Raw genomic sequence first — 17,827 nt, forward strand, 5'->3', positions numbered from 1 at the left:
CTGCCTGCCTGGATAGAAATCCGTTTTCCCTTGGGAGTCAAAGGAAGTGGCCAGAAAGTTGATGCCTAGATCGATCCCGACAACCTGCTTGATCTCCTCAAGCTTCGGTTCTTCGACCTCCTTGGACATCGGAATATGCAGGTACCACTTGCGATTCTTGCAGACAAGCTTCGCTGTTCCGAACCTCCAGGACCCGTCAAAGTAATGCTGCATTCCTTGGCGTTCGAACGGGACTTTGATTCTCCCTTGCAAGGTCCCCACGGAGAACCATTCGGCAGTCAGCGAATAATCGCGATTCCAAACCAGATCATACTCCGGCTTCTTAAACTGTACATGCGTCCATGCGTGATCATTGCTTCGATTGGTCTTGTATCTGGCGATAACCGTCTTCATCGCCGATTGCGCCATCTGGGAGCGCAAGCCGTAGGCCGTACGCAGATTTTGGTAGGTTAGCTCGTGCAAGGAACGCTGATTCAACACTTTTCCGTTATACACAACGGAGGAGATGTAATTGCATCCAACGCGATAAGCAGAGACCGTATGTAGCAGGGCCTCTACCTGCGACTCTGTCGGTTTGATCCTTAATTTAGCCGTCAAGGTTACGATCATACGTTCGCCCCCTTCCATCCAAATCATAGCATATAGGTGGAGAGAAGACTAGACGAACAAGGCCTTCAGGCCTAGCCTGACACGCATTCATCCCCGACTTATAGAAGATCGGGGTATCCTGCGTGAACATTGATGAAATCGTTATAAGGCAGACCGTTCAGCTTCATGTTCCACAGTATTCTGTTGATCCCCCTTAAAGTATCGCCGTCCGCTGCCCGCCTATAACGCTCGTCCGCAAGCGGCAATAGATAGGTGATATGCGGCCAGCTTTGAAAACCAGATATCGTGAGCGTCATCGAATACTTCCAATCCATGGCGCGCGAATACTCTCGAAAATCGGGAAGGAATCATGTCCACGTCATTGGAGCCGCGATTATTTTTTCTGGCAAGCACGATAGCGGAGTACCCTACTACAAAAACTTCTATGGTCTTCTGTCCTTGTAAATCGGCATCCACCGCATCGAACATTTCAAGAATGCTTTCTCGGGTCGTGTAAGGTTCGCGGTCTTCAAGATTGAAAGGATCCACGTGTTCTCCGCCTTTCACTGTATCCATAAATCCCTTGCGGGATGCGTCTTATCGTTTGTTGAACTAAGTATAACATACGCGTTGTTTCAATCCACGCCTCCCAACGGCGAAGACCGCCAGCGAGCTTCTGCTCCCGGCGGTCTCATTCTCTTGCCCTGAATTATTCTTCGGCGTTACGTTGCACCAAGACAAACAGGTTGTGCAGCGCCTTTGCCGCTTCTGCACGATTCGTGCGGTCCTGCGGTGCGAATTTGCCGCCAGAACGCCCGTTCACCAATCCGGCCGCATACGCCTTGTCCAGCTCCTTCTTGGCCCATCCGCTAACGTGACCGTAATCCGCGAAGGGCGCGTTCGGAGCGGATTGGACATTCCCCGCGCTCAGCTCGTAAGCGCGAACCAGCAGCGCTGCCATCTGTTCCCGACTCACGATGCCGTTCGGGTTCAGCAAGCCTTGCGCGTCTCCAGTCACAAGCCCGGCTTCCTTGGCCGCGGACGCCGCTTCGGCATACCAGGCACCCGCCGGAACATCGCCGAAACCGGGCGCGGAAGCGGCGGCTTTCAATCCGAGCAGTCTCGCCAGCATCGCGATGAACTGGGCTCTCGTCACCGGCTGCTCTGGAGAGAAGTTCGTCCCTCCCGTCCCTTCGACCACTTGCATCGCGCTCAAGTGAAGAACAGACTCGTAGGCGAAATTCGCGGACGGCAGGTCACCGTAGACCTTCGCGAAGGCGAGCACAGCATACACGCCTGAATCCCGTAGTTTGACGCGGAGAACGCCGTTCGCAACCGTACCTCCCACATAGATCAATGCGCCGGAAGCTTCTACCTTGTACACGCCGATCGGCTTGTCCGGAAGCTTGCCGCTCAGCGTAAGCTTCACTTCCTTGGCACCCGAAGCGGCATCGAACTCGAAAGCGTCCGCCACCGGCGTCAGATCGGCCCGTGCTGCCGATCCGGCCCGCTGGATCGCCTGCCGGACTTTCGTCTGTTCGTCTCCCGTAATCGGACGGACGCCGTTGTTCCCGGCGCTGCCTACGCTCTGTCCGTCTCCACCGGAGCCGCTGGCATTTCCGCCTTCGATCGGACCTGTTCCGGAATTCCCGCGGTCTCCGCCGTTATTTCCGCCGCCGTTGCCCGGATTGGCCGGAACGACTTTTAGCGTGTACGCCAATTGACGATCGCCTTGGGTCGCGACAATGACCGCCTCTCCCGCCGCCACGGCGGCAACCGTGCCGTCCGTCGTTACGGTCGCCGCGCCGGGCGAGCCGACGGAGAAGGAATAACCGGCTGTGCGGTCGATTTCCGGAGCATTACCTCGGACTTCGTGAACTTGAGCCCGGGCGCTCTCGCCTACGGTCAACGTCTGCGGCAGCCCCGCGATAACGTCCTGACCGTAGGAATCCCAGTGATCCATATTCAGCTTCAGCATTCGCTCCATAATATACGTTGTCGTATAACGGTACTTGTTGGCGCCCGATTCAAGCAGAACATAGAGCCGGTTGCCGATAGACGTCATGCCCTCGCTCATCGGCACGGTCGTCAGCCGCGAGTTGTACGGCGGCTCGGCATGACTGTCCAGAAACCAAAGCGGCACGTTCGCCTGTCCGATCGCCACTTGCGCGTCCGCATCGCGGGCCGTAGGATTCATATACCTGTACAGCAGGCTGTCTTTATTGCGACCGTAGGAAGTACTCAAATAAATATGATCTCCCGTTACGACTGCGCCTTGGACCATATCCGGAACCGACAGCAGATAGTCCGGCACCGCTTGGCTCTGAGCCGTTCCGTCCCACCGCTCCGCCTTGATCTCGTCGGTCGTACCATCCAGTTCGTAGCCTGCGATCCATGCGCTGTATGTCTCCCCGTCGCGGTTGAGCATATGATGGCTCGGATCTGTTGGATAGTCTTTGCTCTGATAGAACTCTCCTACCCAGAGAACTCCGTCCGCATAAGTAGAGTATGCGGAATTGACAACGACCGGAACGCGCCCGGCAAACCGCACTTCTCCGCGGTCCGCCGCTCCGACGACATCGCTAAGATTCATTCGGTAGAGAAAACCCTCCGAGGAAATCCAAACATGGCTCCTGCTGACGGTAACGCCTCCGGCATGGCCAACATAGGGGGATCCGTCCTCTTCGTACAGCTCGATCGACTTGACCAGTCGACCGCTCTCCGCTTCGATAACGGCGATAATTCCCGGCCTGCCGTCAGTCGAGTAGTAGACGACGAGCAGCCAATCGTCGGCCGGGCTGTAGCCGACGCCTTGCGGTACGAGCTCCTTGTCCAACCCCGGAATGATCGGACCGTCTTCGTTCAAATCCCATGTCGTCTGATAGGCGGGACTCCTCTCACTGTCCGATCTGACCGTCTGGCTCAGCTTCCAATGCTCCGGCCTGGTCTGGGCAGTGGCCGATGGAGCCGATTCGAAGCCCGAAGTATTGACCGCGGTCACGGTGAACGAGTAGCTCTTGTTCCCAATTAATCGCTGGACTTCGAAAGACGTGAGGGTTGCCGGTACCGACGCTTCCCAAGCTCCATCCAGATAGATGTTGTAAGCGTACAAGTCCTCCTCCGCATTGGCCTGCCACATCAGCGTTGCCGCCCCTTCCCCTGCCGCGGCTCTAAGTTGCTGCACTTGCTGCGGCGGCTGCGGGTTCAGCGCCTCCCGCTCGGGAGCTTGTCCGGCAAGAATCCAGCCCGGGGTCGGTCTCGTTCTTGTTCCCGTTATTCTTGCATTGGCCGTTCCGTCCTGCGGGTAGCCGAACGCAACGCTTGTTCCCAGACTCGTGTCGACGGAGCCGTTGTAGACGGCCTTCGAAATCAACCCCTGCATCGGATCGAGCAGCGTGACGGTCTGGCTGCCCGTATTCACCAAGCCTCCTACATGGTTTATGATCGTTCCCGTATGTTCCGTCACGTCCTTGCTCCGGTAATCGAGCAAGTAATATTGATTAAAGCCCTCCCAGGTGATCGGGGAGATTTCCGTCCTTCTTGTCCAGACGACTTTCGCCGACCACGGACCGATCGCGTTCGAATCCGGGAACGTATAAGACCAATTGCCGGATTGCAGCGTAAAACCTTTCAGGTCGATCTCGGCGGACGTCGCGTTGTACATCTCGATATACTCAAATGCGTCGTAGGACGCATAGTTGTCCGTATCCGGCACCAATTCCGTGATCAGCAAAGTGTCTGCGGGCTTAGTCTGCACCGGAGCCGATTTGGGGGATTCATTGCCCGACGCGTCGAGAGCGGACACCTCGAACGTGTAACTTCTTCCCTTGGTCAAGGAAGCTATCGTCGTATTCTGGCGGGGATCGTCCACTTCCGCGTGGAAGATGCCGTCCACATAGACGCGATAGCTTTTCAGATCGGCGTCCGATACGGCATCCCATAGCACGTGCACGAAGTCGGGCCCGACCTGCGTCCTCAGGCCGGAGGGAACGGCAGGAGGTTCGGCGTCCGAAGCTCCCAGCGGAACAGCGGTAGCTTCGGCCGTGGAAGGGGACTCGTTGCCGTCGTTGTCGTAAGCCGTTACTCGGAACGAGTAGGGAATGCCAGCCGTCAGCCCGCCTATCGTATGCTGGTATACGGAGCCGGCGACCGTAACCGGTTGAGCGAATGCGCCGCCGTAAATGCGATACCCCGCGGCGGATGCGTCGTTGCCGTTCCACGCCAGCGTAATCTCGGAATCTCCCGGCATCGCGGTCAGGCCGGCCGGCGTTAGCGGACCGCGCACCTGTCCGTCGACCACCCATCCGGGTGTAGCGGTCTGCCCGTTGGCAATCCGCACCATGGCCGTATCGGAGACCGGCTCCGCATAGATGACGCTCCTATTGGTAATGCCGTCGGCCTCCGTGTCGTTAATGAATGCGGAGCTCACAACCGCATAGCCTCCGCTCCCGTTCGGTTCCGCAATTGCGACGGCCCGAGGCGCGCTGTCGTGAAGACCCTGCGCGGAGGTGGTCAGCTGAACCCGATAAATCTGGTTCGGAGCAAGCTTCTCGCCGTAATTGCGATTAAAGTCGTCCAATTGCACCAAGGGATACTCCAGCTTGATGAGCCAGAGTACCAACGCGCTTCGCGCCGGAATCGTCTTATTGGCGATCGTCCAGCGATTGGACGGATTTTTGCTCAAATCCGTAGAGGCGTAATATTGCAGTTGGTAATTGTTCAGATCGATATCGGAAGACGTCGCGTTGTAGATTTCCACATATTCGTAGGGTTGACCGGTACCGCCTGATTTAGGCACGATCTCGGTAATCCGCAGAGACGGGACACCTGCCGCCGCCGCGTGCGTTTGGCGCTCCCATGGCGCGATTACGGCCGGTACGGCCAACAATAGCGCAAGCGCGGCCGCAAGAAGCTTCTTCCAAGATTTCATTTCACACCTCATCCTTTTCTGATCGATTGGCGGTCGCCCCGAGCCTCCTTGGCCTCTTCTATGATGCGAACGACTGCTGATTACCGCCTCCTCGTCGGCTTGCTGCCGTACGCAAAGAACCCTTGTCCCCGGCATGCCAAAATAAGTCCGATCGGCGCATACGCTTCCGTACCGCGCTCGGCTTATTCCGCATTTGCCAGGACAAGGGTTTTCTCCAGTTCTCCACCCCGTGCGAACAACGCTGAATACAACTCTATCTTAATTCGCGATTGTTACCGGACGATCAACGGATGTCCGGCTTTGCGTAAAATCGACGCAGGAACACCTAGCTCAGGAACGTGCCTGCCCGAAACGTCACAAGACCGTCTCTCCCGAGGAAGAAGTCAGCCTGGAGAGTCTGTCCAGCAAACGAACGAGCAAGGCCGTCGTTTCCGCGCGGGTGGCCTTCAGGCCGGGAGCGAAGCGATTGCCGCCGACCCCCTGAACGAGTCCCTCGTTCGACGCGACCGCTATCGCGCCCTTTGCCCACGCCGGGATGGCCGCTTCGTCGGCATAGCCTGACGAGGCTTCACCGTCGGTCGGCAGGCCGAGCGCGCGGACGACCAGAACGGCGATCTCGGCGCGCGTAATCGCTTGATCCGGACGGAAGGCGCCGTCGGTGTACCCGCTCAAAATGCCGGAGGACGCAGCCGAGGCGACGGAATCCCGCGCCCAAGCGGGAATCCGGTCCGCGTCGGCGAAGGTTGGCGCGGCTTGGTTTCCGTTCTGCTCCGGTTTCGCGGCCCGCATCAGCATCGCCGCGAACTCCGCTCGCGTCACATGCCGATCGGGATAGAACCTGCCGTTCGCATCCCCGATCACGACTCCCGCTTGAGCCGCTTGGCGAATGGCCCCCTCCGCCCAATGTCCGGCCGTATCCGCGAAAGCCGTCTCCGGATTGGCCCCCGGATTCTCCGGCGTCGGCACGACCTCCCGCACAACCGAGAAGACGGCAAACTTCGTGAAATGGTCGACCTCGGCAACGAATATCCCGCTGTCCGCCTTGCCTTTCACTTCCACCCATCGTTTACTCGATTCGTCATAATAGAACAGCGCCGCTCTCCTGCCCTCGCCTACTTTTCCAGACTCGAAACGAAGCTTGATCATGATCGGTTTCTTGAACTTGCCTTCGAAGCTTTTCCGCAATTCGAACGCGGAACCGAGCAGAGTCATCGTATCGGGGACAAGAGCCGAGTCCAGTTGAACGCGGTCGATCGTGACTTGGAACGGCCCTTCGAACGCTCCTTCCGGCAGCTCGAGAATCAGTTCATCGCCATAGCGGGCTTGGCAAGACCCGGAGCCGCAATTAGCCGTCACTCTGTCAGTCGGAGAAGACGGCGCAACGCTCCCTCCCCCGCTGTCGGAAGAGGCGCTCGGTCTCCAAACTTCGACGGTCGCTTGCGCCGTAAATCCGCCATATGTAGCGGAAATAACGGATGTGCCGGGAGCCACGCCCGTGACCAAGCCGTCCGAATTCACGGTCGCCGCCTCCGGACGGCTGGATGCGAAGACGATTTTGTCGGTCGCAATCGCCGCCTTGTCCCCGTTGGCATAGACCGCCTGAACGACGGTTGCACGGGTATCCCCTACCCTCAGGCGGTAGGATGCGAAGTCCGTCTCAATGCCGGTCAAGACCGGCTCTTCGGTCCCTGGACTAGGACTCGGGCTTGGCTCGGGACTTGGGCTTGGGCTTGGGCTTGGACTTGGGCTTGGACTTGGACTCGGCTCCGGTTCCTGCTGCTCGGCGGCAACCTTGACCTTCACCGATGCGGTCAAATGGTTCGGATTCGCCAGCTCGGGAGGCAGCGAAAGCGTGCCCGCAAACTCGTAAGTCCCTTCCGCCTCCCCGTTATAGGCCGGCGTGCCTCCGTCCCAATCGACGTCGAATGCCGCGCTGCCGAGGCCAAGCACCGTCGCGTCCGCTTGCGCCGGCAAGCCGATGTCGGACAACTCCGTGCCGTACGGCACTTCGATCTCGTCGATCGGAGCGACCGACTCTACCGGATTGGGCGTGAATACGAGCGCTTCCGTGGGCTCGCTCGTCTCGAAACCCGCGGCCAGATCTTCCTTGTACCTTACGGCAACCGTCGCGCTGCCGGCAAACGTCGGCGGTTCTTGTGGATCGACATCCGCATATGCTTCGCCGTTCAGCGAGTATTGCATCGTCCCGTTCAAACCGGCGATCGTATTAGCCGCATCGTCGGCAACGAGTCCTGCCGGCGCGCCGGCTATGGCTCTCACCAGCTTGCCCGTCGCGTCAAGCGCCAAATAGTCGTATCCATCGCCGCTTCCCAACTGATAGACTCCCTTGAAAGGCTGATTAGTCCGAGATACCCGCCATTGCAGGTTACCGTTCGCATCTACTTTCCAGAGGTCTCCTCGCGTATAATTTCCGGGCATCCCAGCCACGATATAGCCGCCCTCTCGCGTAACGGAGAGGGCATTCCCGCTTCCGTACTGTCCGGCGATCGGATACGTCTTGACCCAGCTTGCTTCGCCGTCGCTCTCCCGAATTCGAAGCAGCATCGCGTTCATGTCGGAGTTGCCGGCCAGTACGTAACCTCCGCTTACGGGAAGAATGGCCTCCAGCGTTTCGCGGATCGCCCCGTTCTGCCGATAGGTTCTTTGCCAAACCGCGTTGCCGGTATTGACGTTCACTTTGGCGACATAGCTTTGGTTCTCGGTTGTCGACATGCTGTTCGATGTATTGCCGGCGATCAAGATATTGTCGCCGCCGGCGGACACGGCATCGTAGATCGGATAGTGACCGGCTCCGCCCGTGTGGACTTCGGTTTCGCCCAGAAGAACACCATTGGCGTCCACTCGCCGGATCCAGGCTTTAATATCGCCGCCTAACATTGCCCGCACTTGCCCTGCAACTACGTAGCCGCCGCCAGGTGCGTCGAGGATCGCGACTGCGGCGGCGCTCGCATTATCCGTCTTCGTTCCCTCCCACAGCAGCGTCTTATCCGATTTCTTCAAAACTCCGTAATACATCGAGCTGTTTGTTTCCGAGTAGATCGAACCGGCGAACCCGTAGCCGCCGGCCACCTCGGTCACATCGAAGATGGCGAGCAATCCCGATATGGAAGGAAACTCGTAAAACCAGCTTTCTTCAATATTTGCGGTCAAGCCCATAATCCCCTTGCTCCCGGCCAGCAAATATCCCCCGTCGCTCGTCCGTTTGATGACACTGACGTCGGAACCGAACCTAGGCGCCAGTTCCATAACGGTTTCCAGCCGATACCGGTCCGTCGGCGCGTCGACCGCCGACGCCTCCGCGCCCGCCCGCGGCGCGACGGGAAGCGAACCCGCCAACACCAGCGACGCAAACACGCTCAATAACCATCTTTTGACCGATCGATGCCTCATCTTGCTTCCTCCTTGCCGACTCTATCCTACTCGAGATGTCGCAGTTCCTATTTTAAGAGATATTGCCTGCAAAGAAGTCCCCCCGGAGGGGGATGCTGTAAGCCTGCTACTCCGCCAACCGATCGCCGCCCAGCGCCGCAGCCCGCCGAATCGCCTCCTCGCGATTGCTTGCGCCAAGCTTGCTGTATATCCGGCTTCTATGCGTCTTGACCGTCTCGTAGCCCATATTCAGCCTCTCCGCGATCTGTCTGCCGTTCAAGTTGTCCAGCAGACCTTGGTAGACTTCCATCTCCCGGGCGGTCAACAGGAAGGCGAGCGGATCCGTCTCCGCACCCGCGGCGGCCGTCGCATCCATTCCTGCCAAGACTTCCCGGACGAATCCGAGCGTCGCCGCATTCCTTCCCCGATAGCGACCTTGCTGCTTGGCCAGGGCCAACTCGCCAAGCAATAGCTTAACTGTCTCCCCCTCATCCATTAAAATTCGCGAGAACCCGTTCTCCTCGGACCAGGCGACGGCCTCCTCCAGCCGCAGCATGGCGAGACGGCGCTCGCCCTGTTTCAACAGAAGGTTCGCATGGATCGCGAGAATTTCCGCACCGTCGATCGGACGCAGCTCCCTCTCCGCGAGGGTGCGAAGGCGTTCCAGCAGCGGCGCGGCGTCCGCGTATCGACCAGCGGCGACGAGACCGCGGGCATACAAGATGTAATCGTACAGCTCATAGACCGAGACGAGGTCTCCTGCCCGCAGCCTGCCGTTCTCCATCCACGCCAGCAAGGGCGCTGGATCGTCCTGACAGACGAGCCGCATTCGCACCGAATCCATCTCCAACAATTCTGCCCCGCGCGGAATGCCCATCGCCAGCATTCTGCGCCTTCCGCCCTCCAATACGTCGAACGCTTCCTGCAGCTTGCCTTGCGCGGCTCTGATTTTGGCCGTCAGAATCCACAGCGGGATGAAGTCGAATTCCGGGCGTGCCGGGTCTCTTTCAATCCATGTCCGCGCCTCTTCCGCATAGTTCTCGGAGGCTTCAAGATCGTTCCAGCAATAGAGCACCTCCGCATGGTTCAGAAACAGCTTCCCCAGAAAGATCGGATTGACCGCGCGATAGAGCTCCGCGAGCTGCATCGTGTAAGGCTCCGCGATCTCTCGGGAAGCATGTCCGCGGCCGATGCGGTAGCCTCTGACATTCGATGCCTGCAGAGGCTTCTCCGGAAAGCCGAAAATCAGGCTGATGCCCGAAGGCGCATGCCGGACGGCCAGCTCGTAATGTCGCCTGGCCTCTATCAGATTCTGCCGCGCGAACACCATCAGCGTCCCCCATACGTAATGCGACAGAGCCCTATACTCGTTGCGCTCCGGCTCGTCCATCGCCGGGGATTCCCGGACGAACCAGGCATCCGCCGCTTCGAGCAGCGCCTCCCCCAACTTCGCGTCTCCCGCATCCTCGGCGATAAGAGAGTTGGCATAGGAAAAATAGAGAACGGGATGCTTGAGCAGCACATCCGGAGGAATGGCGGACAACCGCTTCTGCAGATTGGCCCAACCCCAGTCTACGACTCTTGCGGTCATCTCCTTCAGCACCTCGACGGCGTGCAGGCTGTGTCCGCCCTGCAAGTAGTACTCGACCGCCTCTTCCTTCAGCCCCCGCTCCCGGCACCAATCCCCCGCCGCCTCGTAAAGCTCGGGGCCGAGAACGGCTTCCATCTCCGCCCGGGAGCGTAGAAACTCCGAAAAAAGATGGTGCAGACGGACCCACTCGCCCTTGGCGTCGAGCGGTACGACGAACAGCCCCAGCCGCTCCAACTCGCCGATCCGATCCGCTGCATCCTCGAACCCCGACACTGCCTTACATAGCGATACGCACCACCGATGCAAAATCGAGCAGCGAAGCAGCAGCGTCTTCATGGCCTCGGACAGGCGCGAATACACTTCCTCCAGCAAGTATTGGCGGACATGGCGAGTATCGCCCGCGAACTGGCGGATAAACGACTTCCGGTCCTCTTCGTTCCTAAGCGCGCCTATGGCCAGCTTCAGGCCGGTTACCCACCCTTCCGTACGACCCAACAGCAGCGAAGTCTCCTCTTCTCTAAGCTCCAGGCCCGCATCGCGGAGCAGGCGTCCCCCTTCCTCCTGCGTCATCCGCAGCTCGTCCGCCCCCAGGCGAACGGCGACATCCCGCGCCTGCATTCTGGACAACGCGAAGCCCGGTTCCGTTCGGCTGGTCACGATTAACCGAACGGACGGCGGCAGATGCTCCGCGAAATAGGCAAAGCCTCGAAGCAGGCGCTCCTCGCGAATGACGTGGAAGTCGTCCAGCACAAGCGCGAGCTTGCCTTCCAACCGGCTCAGCTCGTTCAACAGCAGAATAAGCGCCTGCTCCGGTTCCGGCGCTTTCAGCAGCGACGGCAGATGTTCCGTCCGCTCCAGGAAGCCGGGACGAGCCCGGCCGATCGCGGCGCGGACGTACGCCCAGAACTGCCCTCCTTCGTTGTCCGTCTCCTCAAGAGACACCCAGGCCGACTCGATACCGCTGACGGACAGCCATTCGCACGCCAGCGTCGTCTTTCCGAAGCCTGCGGGCGCGCAGATCAGCGTCAGCGCCGCATCTCCGCTTCGCTCAAGCTTGTCCGTCAGCCGTTTGCGGACGACGAGCCTCTGCGACAGACGGGGAATCATCAGCTTCGCTTGCAGCAGCGCTTCCATCTCCTGCTTCTCTTCTTCTGTAAAGCGAACTCCCATCGTTCTCCTCCCGTTTTTCCGTTTTATCCGTTATTTCTATAATATCAGTAATAGCCGCCGGGCAGTTCCTTTCACCGTCTGTTTTTTTGGGAACGACGTCACAAAACTGCTTTCCCCGTTGTCTTAACTGCGTAAGCCAAAAAAAGACCCCCAAGGAGAGAGTCGAAATGGAAATCAGAATGAATCATTACAAAGCCAATCCGGAAGCTTATAAAGCCATGCTCGGACTCGAGCAATTCATCCGCAACAGCGGTCTCGACCATGAACTGTACGAATGGATCAAGCTGCGCGCTTCGCAGATCAACAACTGCTCGTTCTGCATCGACATGCACGCCAAAGATTTGTTGAAAATGGGCGTAAGCATGGAGAAGATCATGCTGCTTACCGCTTGGCACGAGGCGCCCCACTTCACTGCGAAGGAGCGCGCCGTGCTCGAGCTGACCGAATGCGCCACGAAGCTGTCCGAAGCCGGCGTTCCCCGGGGCGTGTACGATCGCGTGCGCGAGCATTTCGACGAGAAACAGGTCGTCGACCTGATCATGGCGATCAACGTCATCAATTCGTGGAATCGGATCGGCGTATCCACGGGCTTGTTCCCGGGAGCCCTTAATTGAACCTCGTCAGCTTATCCGGATTCACAACAAGGTAGAGACGGCGGATACGGGAGCCTCCGGGCTCCCATTCCGCGCAGATCGTCTTCGAGATCCGTTCGTCCATGCGCTGCGCGATTCCCGGCTCCCCGTTCAGCAGCATGCGCCCGAAGCCTTCCTTGAACGAACCTTTGGCGGACAAGCCCTCGAAGAAGGCCGTTACCCGCTTGACTCCAACGATCGGATAGATCGCCGCCCGGGCTTTGCCGCCCCCGTCCGAGACCAAGATCACGTCGTCGAGCAGAAACTCGAGCAGCGGCTTGAAATTGCCCGTCTCCGACGCGCGAAGGAATGCTTCGACGAATCGCTCCTTCGTCTCTTCGGCCGCTTCTCCTTGCCGCGGCTGCACCGCGTCATCTCCCATTTTCGCCTTAGCCCTGCTGAACGTCTTCCGGCAGCTTGCCTCGGTACGGCCCAGCATATCGGCAATATCCGCGTATTCGAACCCTAACGTTTCCTTCAGAACGTAGATCGCTCTCTCCAGAGGAGTCAGCTTCTGCAGCAAGACAAGGTAAGCATAGCCGATGCTTTCGCGACGTTCTGCCGGATCCGCGGTCCGCTCCCCGTCCGGCAGCGGTTCGGGCAGCCATTCCCCGATATACGTTTCCCGCTTGCGGCGCGACGACTTCAGCAGATTGATGCAGCGATTCGCCGTCATTTTCGCCAGATAAGCTTTCTCGTTCGCAATACCGTCCATATCCGTCTGCATATATTGAGCGAACACGTCCTGGACGATGTCCTCCGCATCCGTCGCCATCCCCAGCATGCGGTAGGCCAGTCCGAACAGCGCCGATCGATGCTGCTCGTAAGCTTGGGCTACTGTCATCGTCAGTCCTCCGTTCTCCATTTCCGAATTCATCCCTTTATAATGACAATGGAGAAGCAAAGTTTGTGACATTCCCCCGAGTGCCAAGAGCCAAACCTCTCCTCAATATTCCGAGAGCGCGGCCCGCAAATCTTCGATCCCGTTTATGGTTCCGAACTTCTCGAACTCCAAGTTCAGGTACTTCGTTTTTCCACGCGTTTCCCCCTCCTTCTCTTCCGCGAGGGCGGCATACACGTTGAGATCCGCTTCCGGGCCGGAATTCCGCATAAGACGGATGGCCGAGAACAACTCCTCCAAAAGAGCTTCCGAGAACTCCTTCGAGGTCAAACGGATATCCCAGGTTGGATAATGCTCGGTCGGCTTCGCCGGAATGCGAACTCCGTCCGCGTCTCTCTCCGCGCTTAGCCCCTCTTCCAAAGCCTGCAGTCGGTAGGTCGTGACAACTCGGATTCGGCCGATCTCTTCATTCCCGTATACGCGGGGAAACGTCTCGCGAAGACGCTCCTCCGTTCGGAGTCCCCAGTACACTTCCGCATAGTTGTCTTCCAGACGTTCGCCCAATCTCTTCATCGGCTCGTCCGGGGGCCCGCTCTCGTCGTAATACGCGTTCCTCTCTACGTGGATGATCCGCTCCTCATCCCCCCGGACATCGTACACCTTGGCGGAATACGTATCGAATTTAAAGTTGAACGAGCTTCCCGCCGACTTCGTTTCCATCCCGTATTTTTCTTTCATATATCGGACCGCGTCCTTCTGAATCTGCGCCCGCTTCCAAGGGTAGCCTTCCATTTCGGCATACACGTAGAACCCACCGTACAGCACGGCAAGCACAACGACGGCCAACAACAGCTTTTTCATCCGTTCTCTCCCCGATTACCTACTTCCGTCCCATCCTATCACATTTGGGGAAAAATGGCACCCCGCTGCCTAGCGCCCGACCGCCATGAACGCGAAGCCGAGACGACGCATCTCCGCACGATCGAGCATATTCCTTCCGTCCAGCAGCACCGGCGTCTCCATTCGGTCCTTGACGATCGCCCAGTCAAGCTCGCGGTACGCCTCCCAATCGGTGACGATCACCGCGGCATGAGCGCCCAGCAGAGCCTCCTCGGCGCTTTCCGTGAACGCGATTCGGTCGGCCGCACTCCCGTACATCGCGCGAAAACCGGCAATGCCGAGCGGGTCAGTCGCCGTAACGGCAGCCCCTTCGCCGAGCAGCGCTTCTATGACGGACGCGGCAGGCGTCTCCCTGACGTCGTCGGTTCCGGGCTTGAAGGTGAGTCCCAGCACGGCAATTCTTTTGCCGCCGAGCACCCACAGCTGCTCCCTCAGCTTGCGGATCATGCGCTGCGACCGCTCGCGGTTGATCTGCATCACCTGCTCCAGCAGGCCGAAGTTAAGGCCGTACGACCTGCCGACGTGAGCGAACGCGCGAAGATCCTTCGGAAAGCAAGAACCGCCGAAGCCCGGACCGGCTTTCAGGAAATCCGCCCCGATCCGCCTGTCGTAGCCGATCCCCTCGGCCACCAGCGTCACGTCGGCTCCCGTCTCCTCGCACAGGTCGGACACCATGTTGATGTAGGAGATTTTCGTCGCGAGAAAAGAGTTGGCCGCATACTTGATAATTTCCGCCGTATGCGAATCCGTGAACAGCTTCGGGCAATTGAACGAACGGTAGACGTCTTCCATCAGCGCACGGCCGCGCTCCGAGGCTACGCCGACAACGATCCGGTCCGGATGCATGAACTCCTTCACCGCCGCCCCTTCCCGCAGAAACTCGGGATTGGAGGCGATTTCAAGGTTTACCTTGCGGCCTTTCGCGTACAAGGCGCTCATCTTCTCGATCCAGCGACCCGTGCCGACGGGAACCGTGCTTTTGACGACGATCAGCTTGTATCCCGAATCGAGACTGTTCTCCACAATCTCCTTCGTCACCGCTTCGATCTGCGACATATCCGCGCTTCCGTCCGGCCGGGACGGCGTGCCGACGCAGACGAACAGCACCTCGGCCTTGAGTATCGCCAGCGGGGCGTCGTCCGTGAAGATCAGCCGGCCATCGCCCAGATTGCGAACGAGCATCTCCTGAAGCCCCGGCTCATAGATCGTACTGATTCCATCCTGCAGCCTGCTCAGCTTAGAGCGGTCCTTCTCGACGACTTGGACCCGGAATCCCAGGTCCGACAGACATACGGCCGTGACGAGTCCGACATAGCCCGCTCCGAATACGGCGATGTTCATCGCGCGGCCCCTCCCGCGGCGACGGCCCGCTCGGGCGCGCCTACCTTCCGGATATCCTCGAGCAGGCGGCCGAACACGCCGTCCCATGAGCGGCGAGCGGCCTCCCTCGTCCCCATCGCCGACAAAATCGTCCTCAGCGCGGCATCTTCGTGCAGCCGGGAGAGCGCAACCGCGAAGGCGTCCGCATCGCCCGGCGGGCAGAGCAAGCCGTTATCCCCGTGCCGGATATGATCCGGCACGGCTCCGCCCGCGGCCCCGATGACCGGAAGGCCGCAAGCCATCGCTTCCAGCACGACGTTGCCGAACGTCTCGGTCGCGGAAGGGAAGAGCAGCGCGTCGGAAGCGGCCATCATGCGTCTCAGCTCGGATTGCGGCAGCGCCCCGAGAAAGCGAGCTTGAACGTGCAGCCGGTCCGCGAGCGCCCGGACGCTCTCGGCGGCGGGGCCGTCTCCGGCCAGCAGCAGCTCCGCGTCGACTCCCGTATCGTGCACAAACTTGTGAACGGCCTCTACCGCCACCTCCGGCTGCTTCTCGGGCGCAAGCCTCCCCGCGTACAGCACGGCAAAGCGCGTGCGGCTCAGCCCGAGCGCGTCCCGCAGCGCCTGACGGTCGGGCTCCGGCCGGAACAACGAAGTATCGACGCCGCGGCTCCAAATTTCAAGCCCTGTCCATCCGTCGGCGCGGCACTCCTCCAGCACGGACGGCGAAGGCACGTAGATTCGGTTGCAGGGCCGATGAAACCAGTTCATATATTTCCAGGTCGCTTTACTCAGCCATTGGAGATTGTAGAAAGGCAGGTACCGTACGTAATGCGTATGGTGCGAGGCAACAAGAGGAATTCCGTGCTTCAGGGCGAGCTGCCTCCCCGTTACTCCGACGCCGAAGGGGGTCGCGACGTGGATGACGGTCGGCTTGAAGTCGAGCAGCTTGCTCTCCGCGCCGGCCATCTGCGGCACCGCGAACCTCAGCTCCGGGTAGAGGAAAAAGCGGATGCTCCTCAGCCGCTCGGCCATATCTGGCACCAAGTCCTCTCCTCTCGGACGCGAGGGGGCGAACACCCGGCACGCGATTCCTTGCCCTCGCAAGTAAGCCGTCCATCGCTCCAACGTCTTAGCCACCCCGTTCATCTCCGGGGCGTACGTGTCGGTAAACAGGGCCAAACGAATTTCCGGCATCCCAAGCACCTCCATACGTTTTGCCCCTATCGTAGCAAGCGGAAGTTATCGGAGTATCAACGGCGCGCCTCGAAGCGCATAAAATGGCCCCCTCCTCGTCATACTAATTTTTGGAATAAAACAAGGCAAAGGAGCGATAATCCCGTGACTGACCACAAAAACCAACTGTCCAAGGCGGAAGTCCAAGCGACCCCTCTGAACAAGCTGCCCGTCCCCGGAGAGGACGACGTGGAATTTTCCGCGGAGGAAGCCGCCGAAGCGTTCGAGCAGAACAACGGCTCCGCCGCGAACAACGCCGTCGTGGATCATCAGAACGAAAGAGAATAAGCGAAGAGGAGCTGCCCCTGGTTCGGGACGGCTCCTCTTTCTCTGGCGGCCCTTTGGCCGCTCTTATGTGAGGTCGCGAATTGCGATTTCCATGATTCGAATGCCTCTCTAGAATGGTGTTGACAAGAGTTGTTGAAAGGCGTGCTTGCCACCTCAAGCACGAGATTGAATTTGTTTGGAGAGCACGGACACCAGTTCTTCTAACGTAATGTCCGCCAGAACGCCTTCCATCGCTTCTTGGGCACGCGCCAGCAGCAGCTGCAGCACGGCTTGGATATTCGCGCCTACTTGGCATAGAGGATTCGGCTCGTTATGGATATTGAACAGCTTGCCCTCCTCGACAACGTCAACCGCGCGGTAAACGTCCAAAAGAGTAATCTCGTCCAAGCTTCTGGTCAGGTGAGCGCCTCCGCTGCCCGCCTTCACCGTCACGAGACCCGCCTTCTTAAGCTGTCCCATTACCCTTCTGACGATAACCGGGTTCGTTCCGACGCTTCCGGCGATCCATTCCGACGTGTTATGAGCGCTTGGCATAACGGCGAGCAGCGACAGTACATGCACGGCTATGGAAAAACGGCTGCTGATTTTCATGCCTGACACACCCTCTCGATGTAATCATTATAGTTACATCCTGAACGCGGTGTCAAGCTGGGAAGCCGTTATCCGCACGGATCTCCTCCAGCGAGCGAGGGACGGTCTGGCAGACCGTTAACCGCTACCTCTGGGCGGGTCCCGACCATCTAACGGTCTGGCTGGACCTCTGTCAAGAAAGTGGACACCTTTTAAGCGCATTTAGCTGATTTTTTTGTAATATATTGCCTCAAATCGATCCGGCGATACGTAACCCAAAGAACCATGGATTCTCTTGCGATTGTAGAAGAATTCAATGTACTCGAACATCTCTTGTTGGGCTTGCGACTTGGTCTTAAATCGCGTGCAGTA

Annotated in this window: 13 protein-coding genes; 2 read left to right on the top strand and 11 right to left on the bottom strand. The window is 59.0% G+C overall.

Features of this window, described 5'->3' with window-relative positions:
- From ACESLM_RS27685 to ACESLM_RS27705, 5 genes are all read right to left on the bottom strand, one after another.
- The coding region (locus ACESLM_RS27685; RefSeq protein ID WP_483862610.1) for a nuclease/transposase family protein at positions 1-609 on the bottom strand (609 nt) is incomplete at its 3' end.
- Between the two features lie 219 nt (positions 610-828).
- On the bottom strand, positions 829-1,137 hold the full coding sequence (locus tag ACESLM_RS27690) for a hypothetical protein (RefSeq protein WP_372637182.1): 309 nt from the start codon (positions 1,135-1,137) through the stop codon (positions 829-831).
- Positions 1,138-1,297: 160 nt separating this feature from the next.
- Positions 1,298-5,518: an S-layer homology domain-containing protein gene (locus tag ACESLM_RS27695; RefSeq protein ID WP_372637185.1), complete on the bottom strand. Its 4,221-nt coding sequence runs from the start codon at positions 5,516-5,518 to the stop codon at positions 1,298-1,300.
- A 354-nt stretch (positions 5,519-5,872) separates the two neighbouring features.
- Positions 5,873-8,929: an S-layer homology domain-containing protein gene (locus tag ACESLM_RS27700; RefSeq protein ID WP_372637188.1), complete on the bottom strand. Its 3,057-nt coding sequence runs from the start codon at positions 8,927-8,929 to the stop codon at positions 5,873-5,875.
- Positions 8,930-9,035: 106 nt separating this feature from the next.
- Positions 9,036-11,669, bottom strand: a complete 2,634-nt coding sequence (locus tag ACESLM_RS27705) for a winged helix-turn-helix domain-containing protein (RefSeq protein ID WP_372637191.1) — start codon at positions 11,667-11,669, stop codon at positions 9,036-9,038.
- A gap of 167 nt (positions 11,670-11,836) precedes the next feature.
- Here ACESLM_RS27705 and ACESLM_RS27710 point away from each other — a divergent pair, with 167 nt between their 5' ends.
- Positions 11,837-12,283 (top strand): carboxymuconolactone decarboxylase family protein, encoded by a 447-nt coding sequence (locus ACESLM_RS27710; RefSeq protein WP_372637194.1) that lies wholly within the window; start codon positions 11,837-11,839, stop codon positions 12,281-12,283.
- On the opposite strand, the gene sigJ is transcribed toward ACESLM_RS27710, so the two are convergent.
- The 4 genes from sigJ to ACESLM_RS27730 form a co-directional block, all read right to left on the bottom strand.
- Positions 12,276-13,145, bottom strand: coding sequence for an RNA polymerase sigma factor SigJ (sigJ, locus tag ACESLM_RS27715; RefSeq protein ID WP_372637197.1), 870 nt, complete (start codon positions 13,143-13,145; stop codon positions 12,276-12,278). The two genes, ACESLM_RS27710 and sigJ, sit on opposite strands and share 8 nt — an antisense overlap.
- A 102-nt stretch (positions 13,146-13,247) precedes the next feature.
- Complete coding sequence (locus tag ACESLM_RS27720) at positions 13,248-14,003, bottom strand: YfjL-like protein (protein WP_372637199.1); 756 nt, start codon at positions 14,001-14,003, stop codon at positions 13,248-13,250.
- Between the two features lie 69 nt (positions 14,004-14,072).
- The gene (locus ACESLM_RS27725; protein ID WP_372637202.1) at positions 14,073-15,383 is read right to left on the bottom strand and encodes a UDP-glucose dehydrogenase family protein; all 1,311 of its coding nucleotides are present in this window, start codon (positions 15,381-15,383) and stop codon (positions 14,073-14,075) included.
- Complete coding sequence (locus tag ACESLM_RS27730) at positions 15,380-16,558, bottom strand: glycosyltransferase family 4 protein (RefSeq protein ID WP_372637205.1); 1,179 nt, start codon at positions 16,556-16,558, stop codon at positions 15,380-15,382. Before ACESLM_RS27730 ends, ACESLM_RS27725 begins: the two co-directional genes overlap by 4 nt.
- A 144-nt stretch (positions 16,559-16,702) precedes the next feature.
- On the opposite strand from ACESLM_RS27730, the gene ACESLM_RS27735 reads away from it, so the two are divergent.
- Positions 16,703-16,885, top strand: a complete 183-nt coding sequence (locus tag ACESLM_RS27735; protein WP_372637208.1) for a hypothetical protein — start codon at positions 16,703-16,705, stop codon at positions 16,883-16,885.
- A gap of 153 nt (positions 16,886-17,038) precedes the next feature.
- On the opposite strand, the gene ACESLM_RS27740 is transcribed toward ACESLM_RS27735, so the two are convergent.
- Both ACESLM_RS27740 and ACESLM_RS27745 read right to left on the bottom strand, forming a co-directional pair.
- Positions 17,039-17,476 (bottom strand): Rrf2 family transcriptional regulator, encoded by a 438-nt coding sequence (locus ACESLM_RS27740; RefSeq protein ID WP_372637211.1) that lies wholly within the window; start codon positions 17,474-17,476, stop codon positions 17,039-17,041.
- 201 nt (positions 17,477-17,677) lie between these two features.
- Positions 17,678-17,827 (bottom strand): IS3 family transposase (locus ACESLM_RS27745; RefSeq protein ID WP_372637214.1); only part of this gene is annotated, 150 nt, incomplete at its 5' end.

It is taken from the genome of Cohnella sp., assembly GCF_041641335.1.
Taxonomy (GTDB): Bacteria; Bacillota; Bacilli; order Paenibacillales; family Paenibacillaceae; genus Cohnella.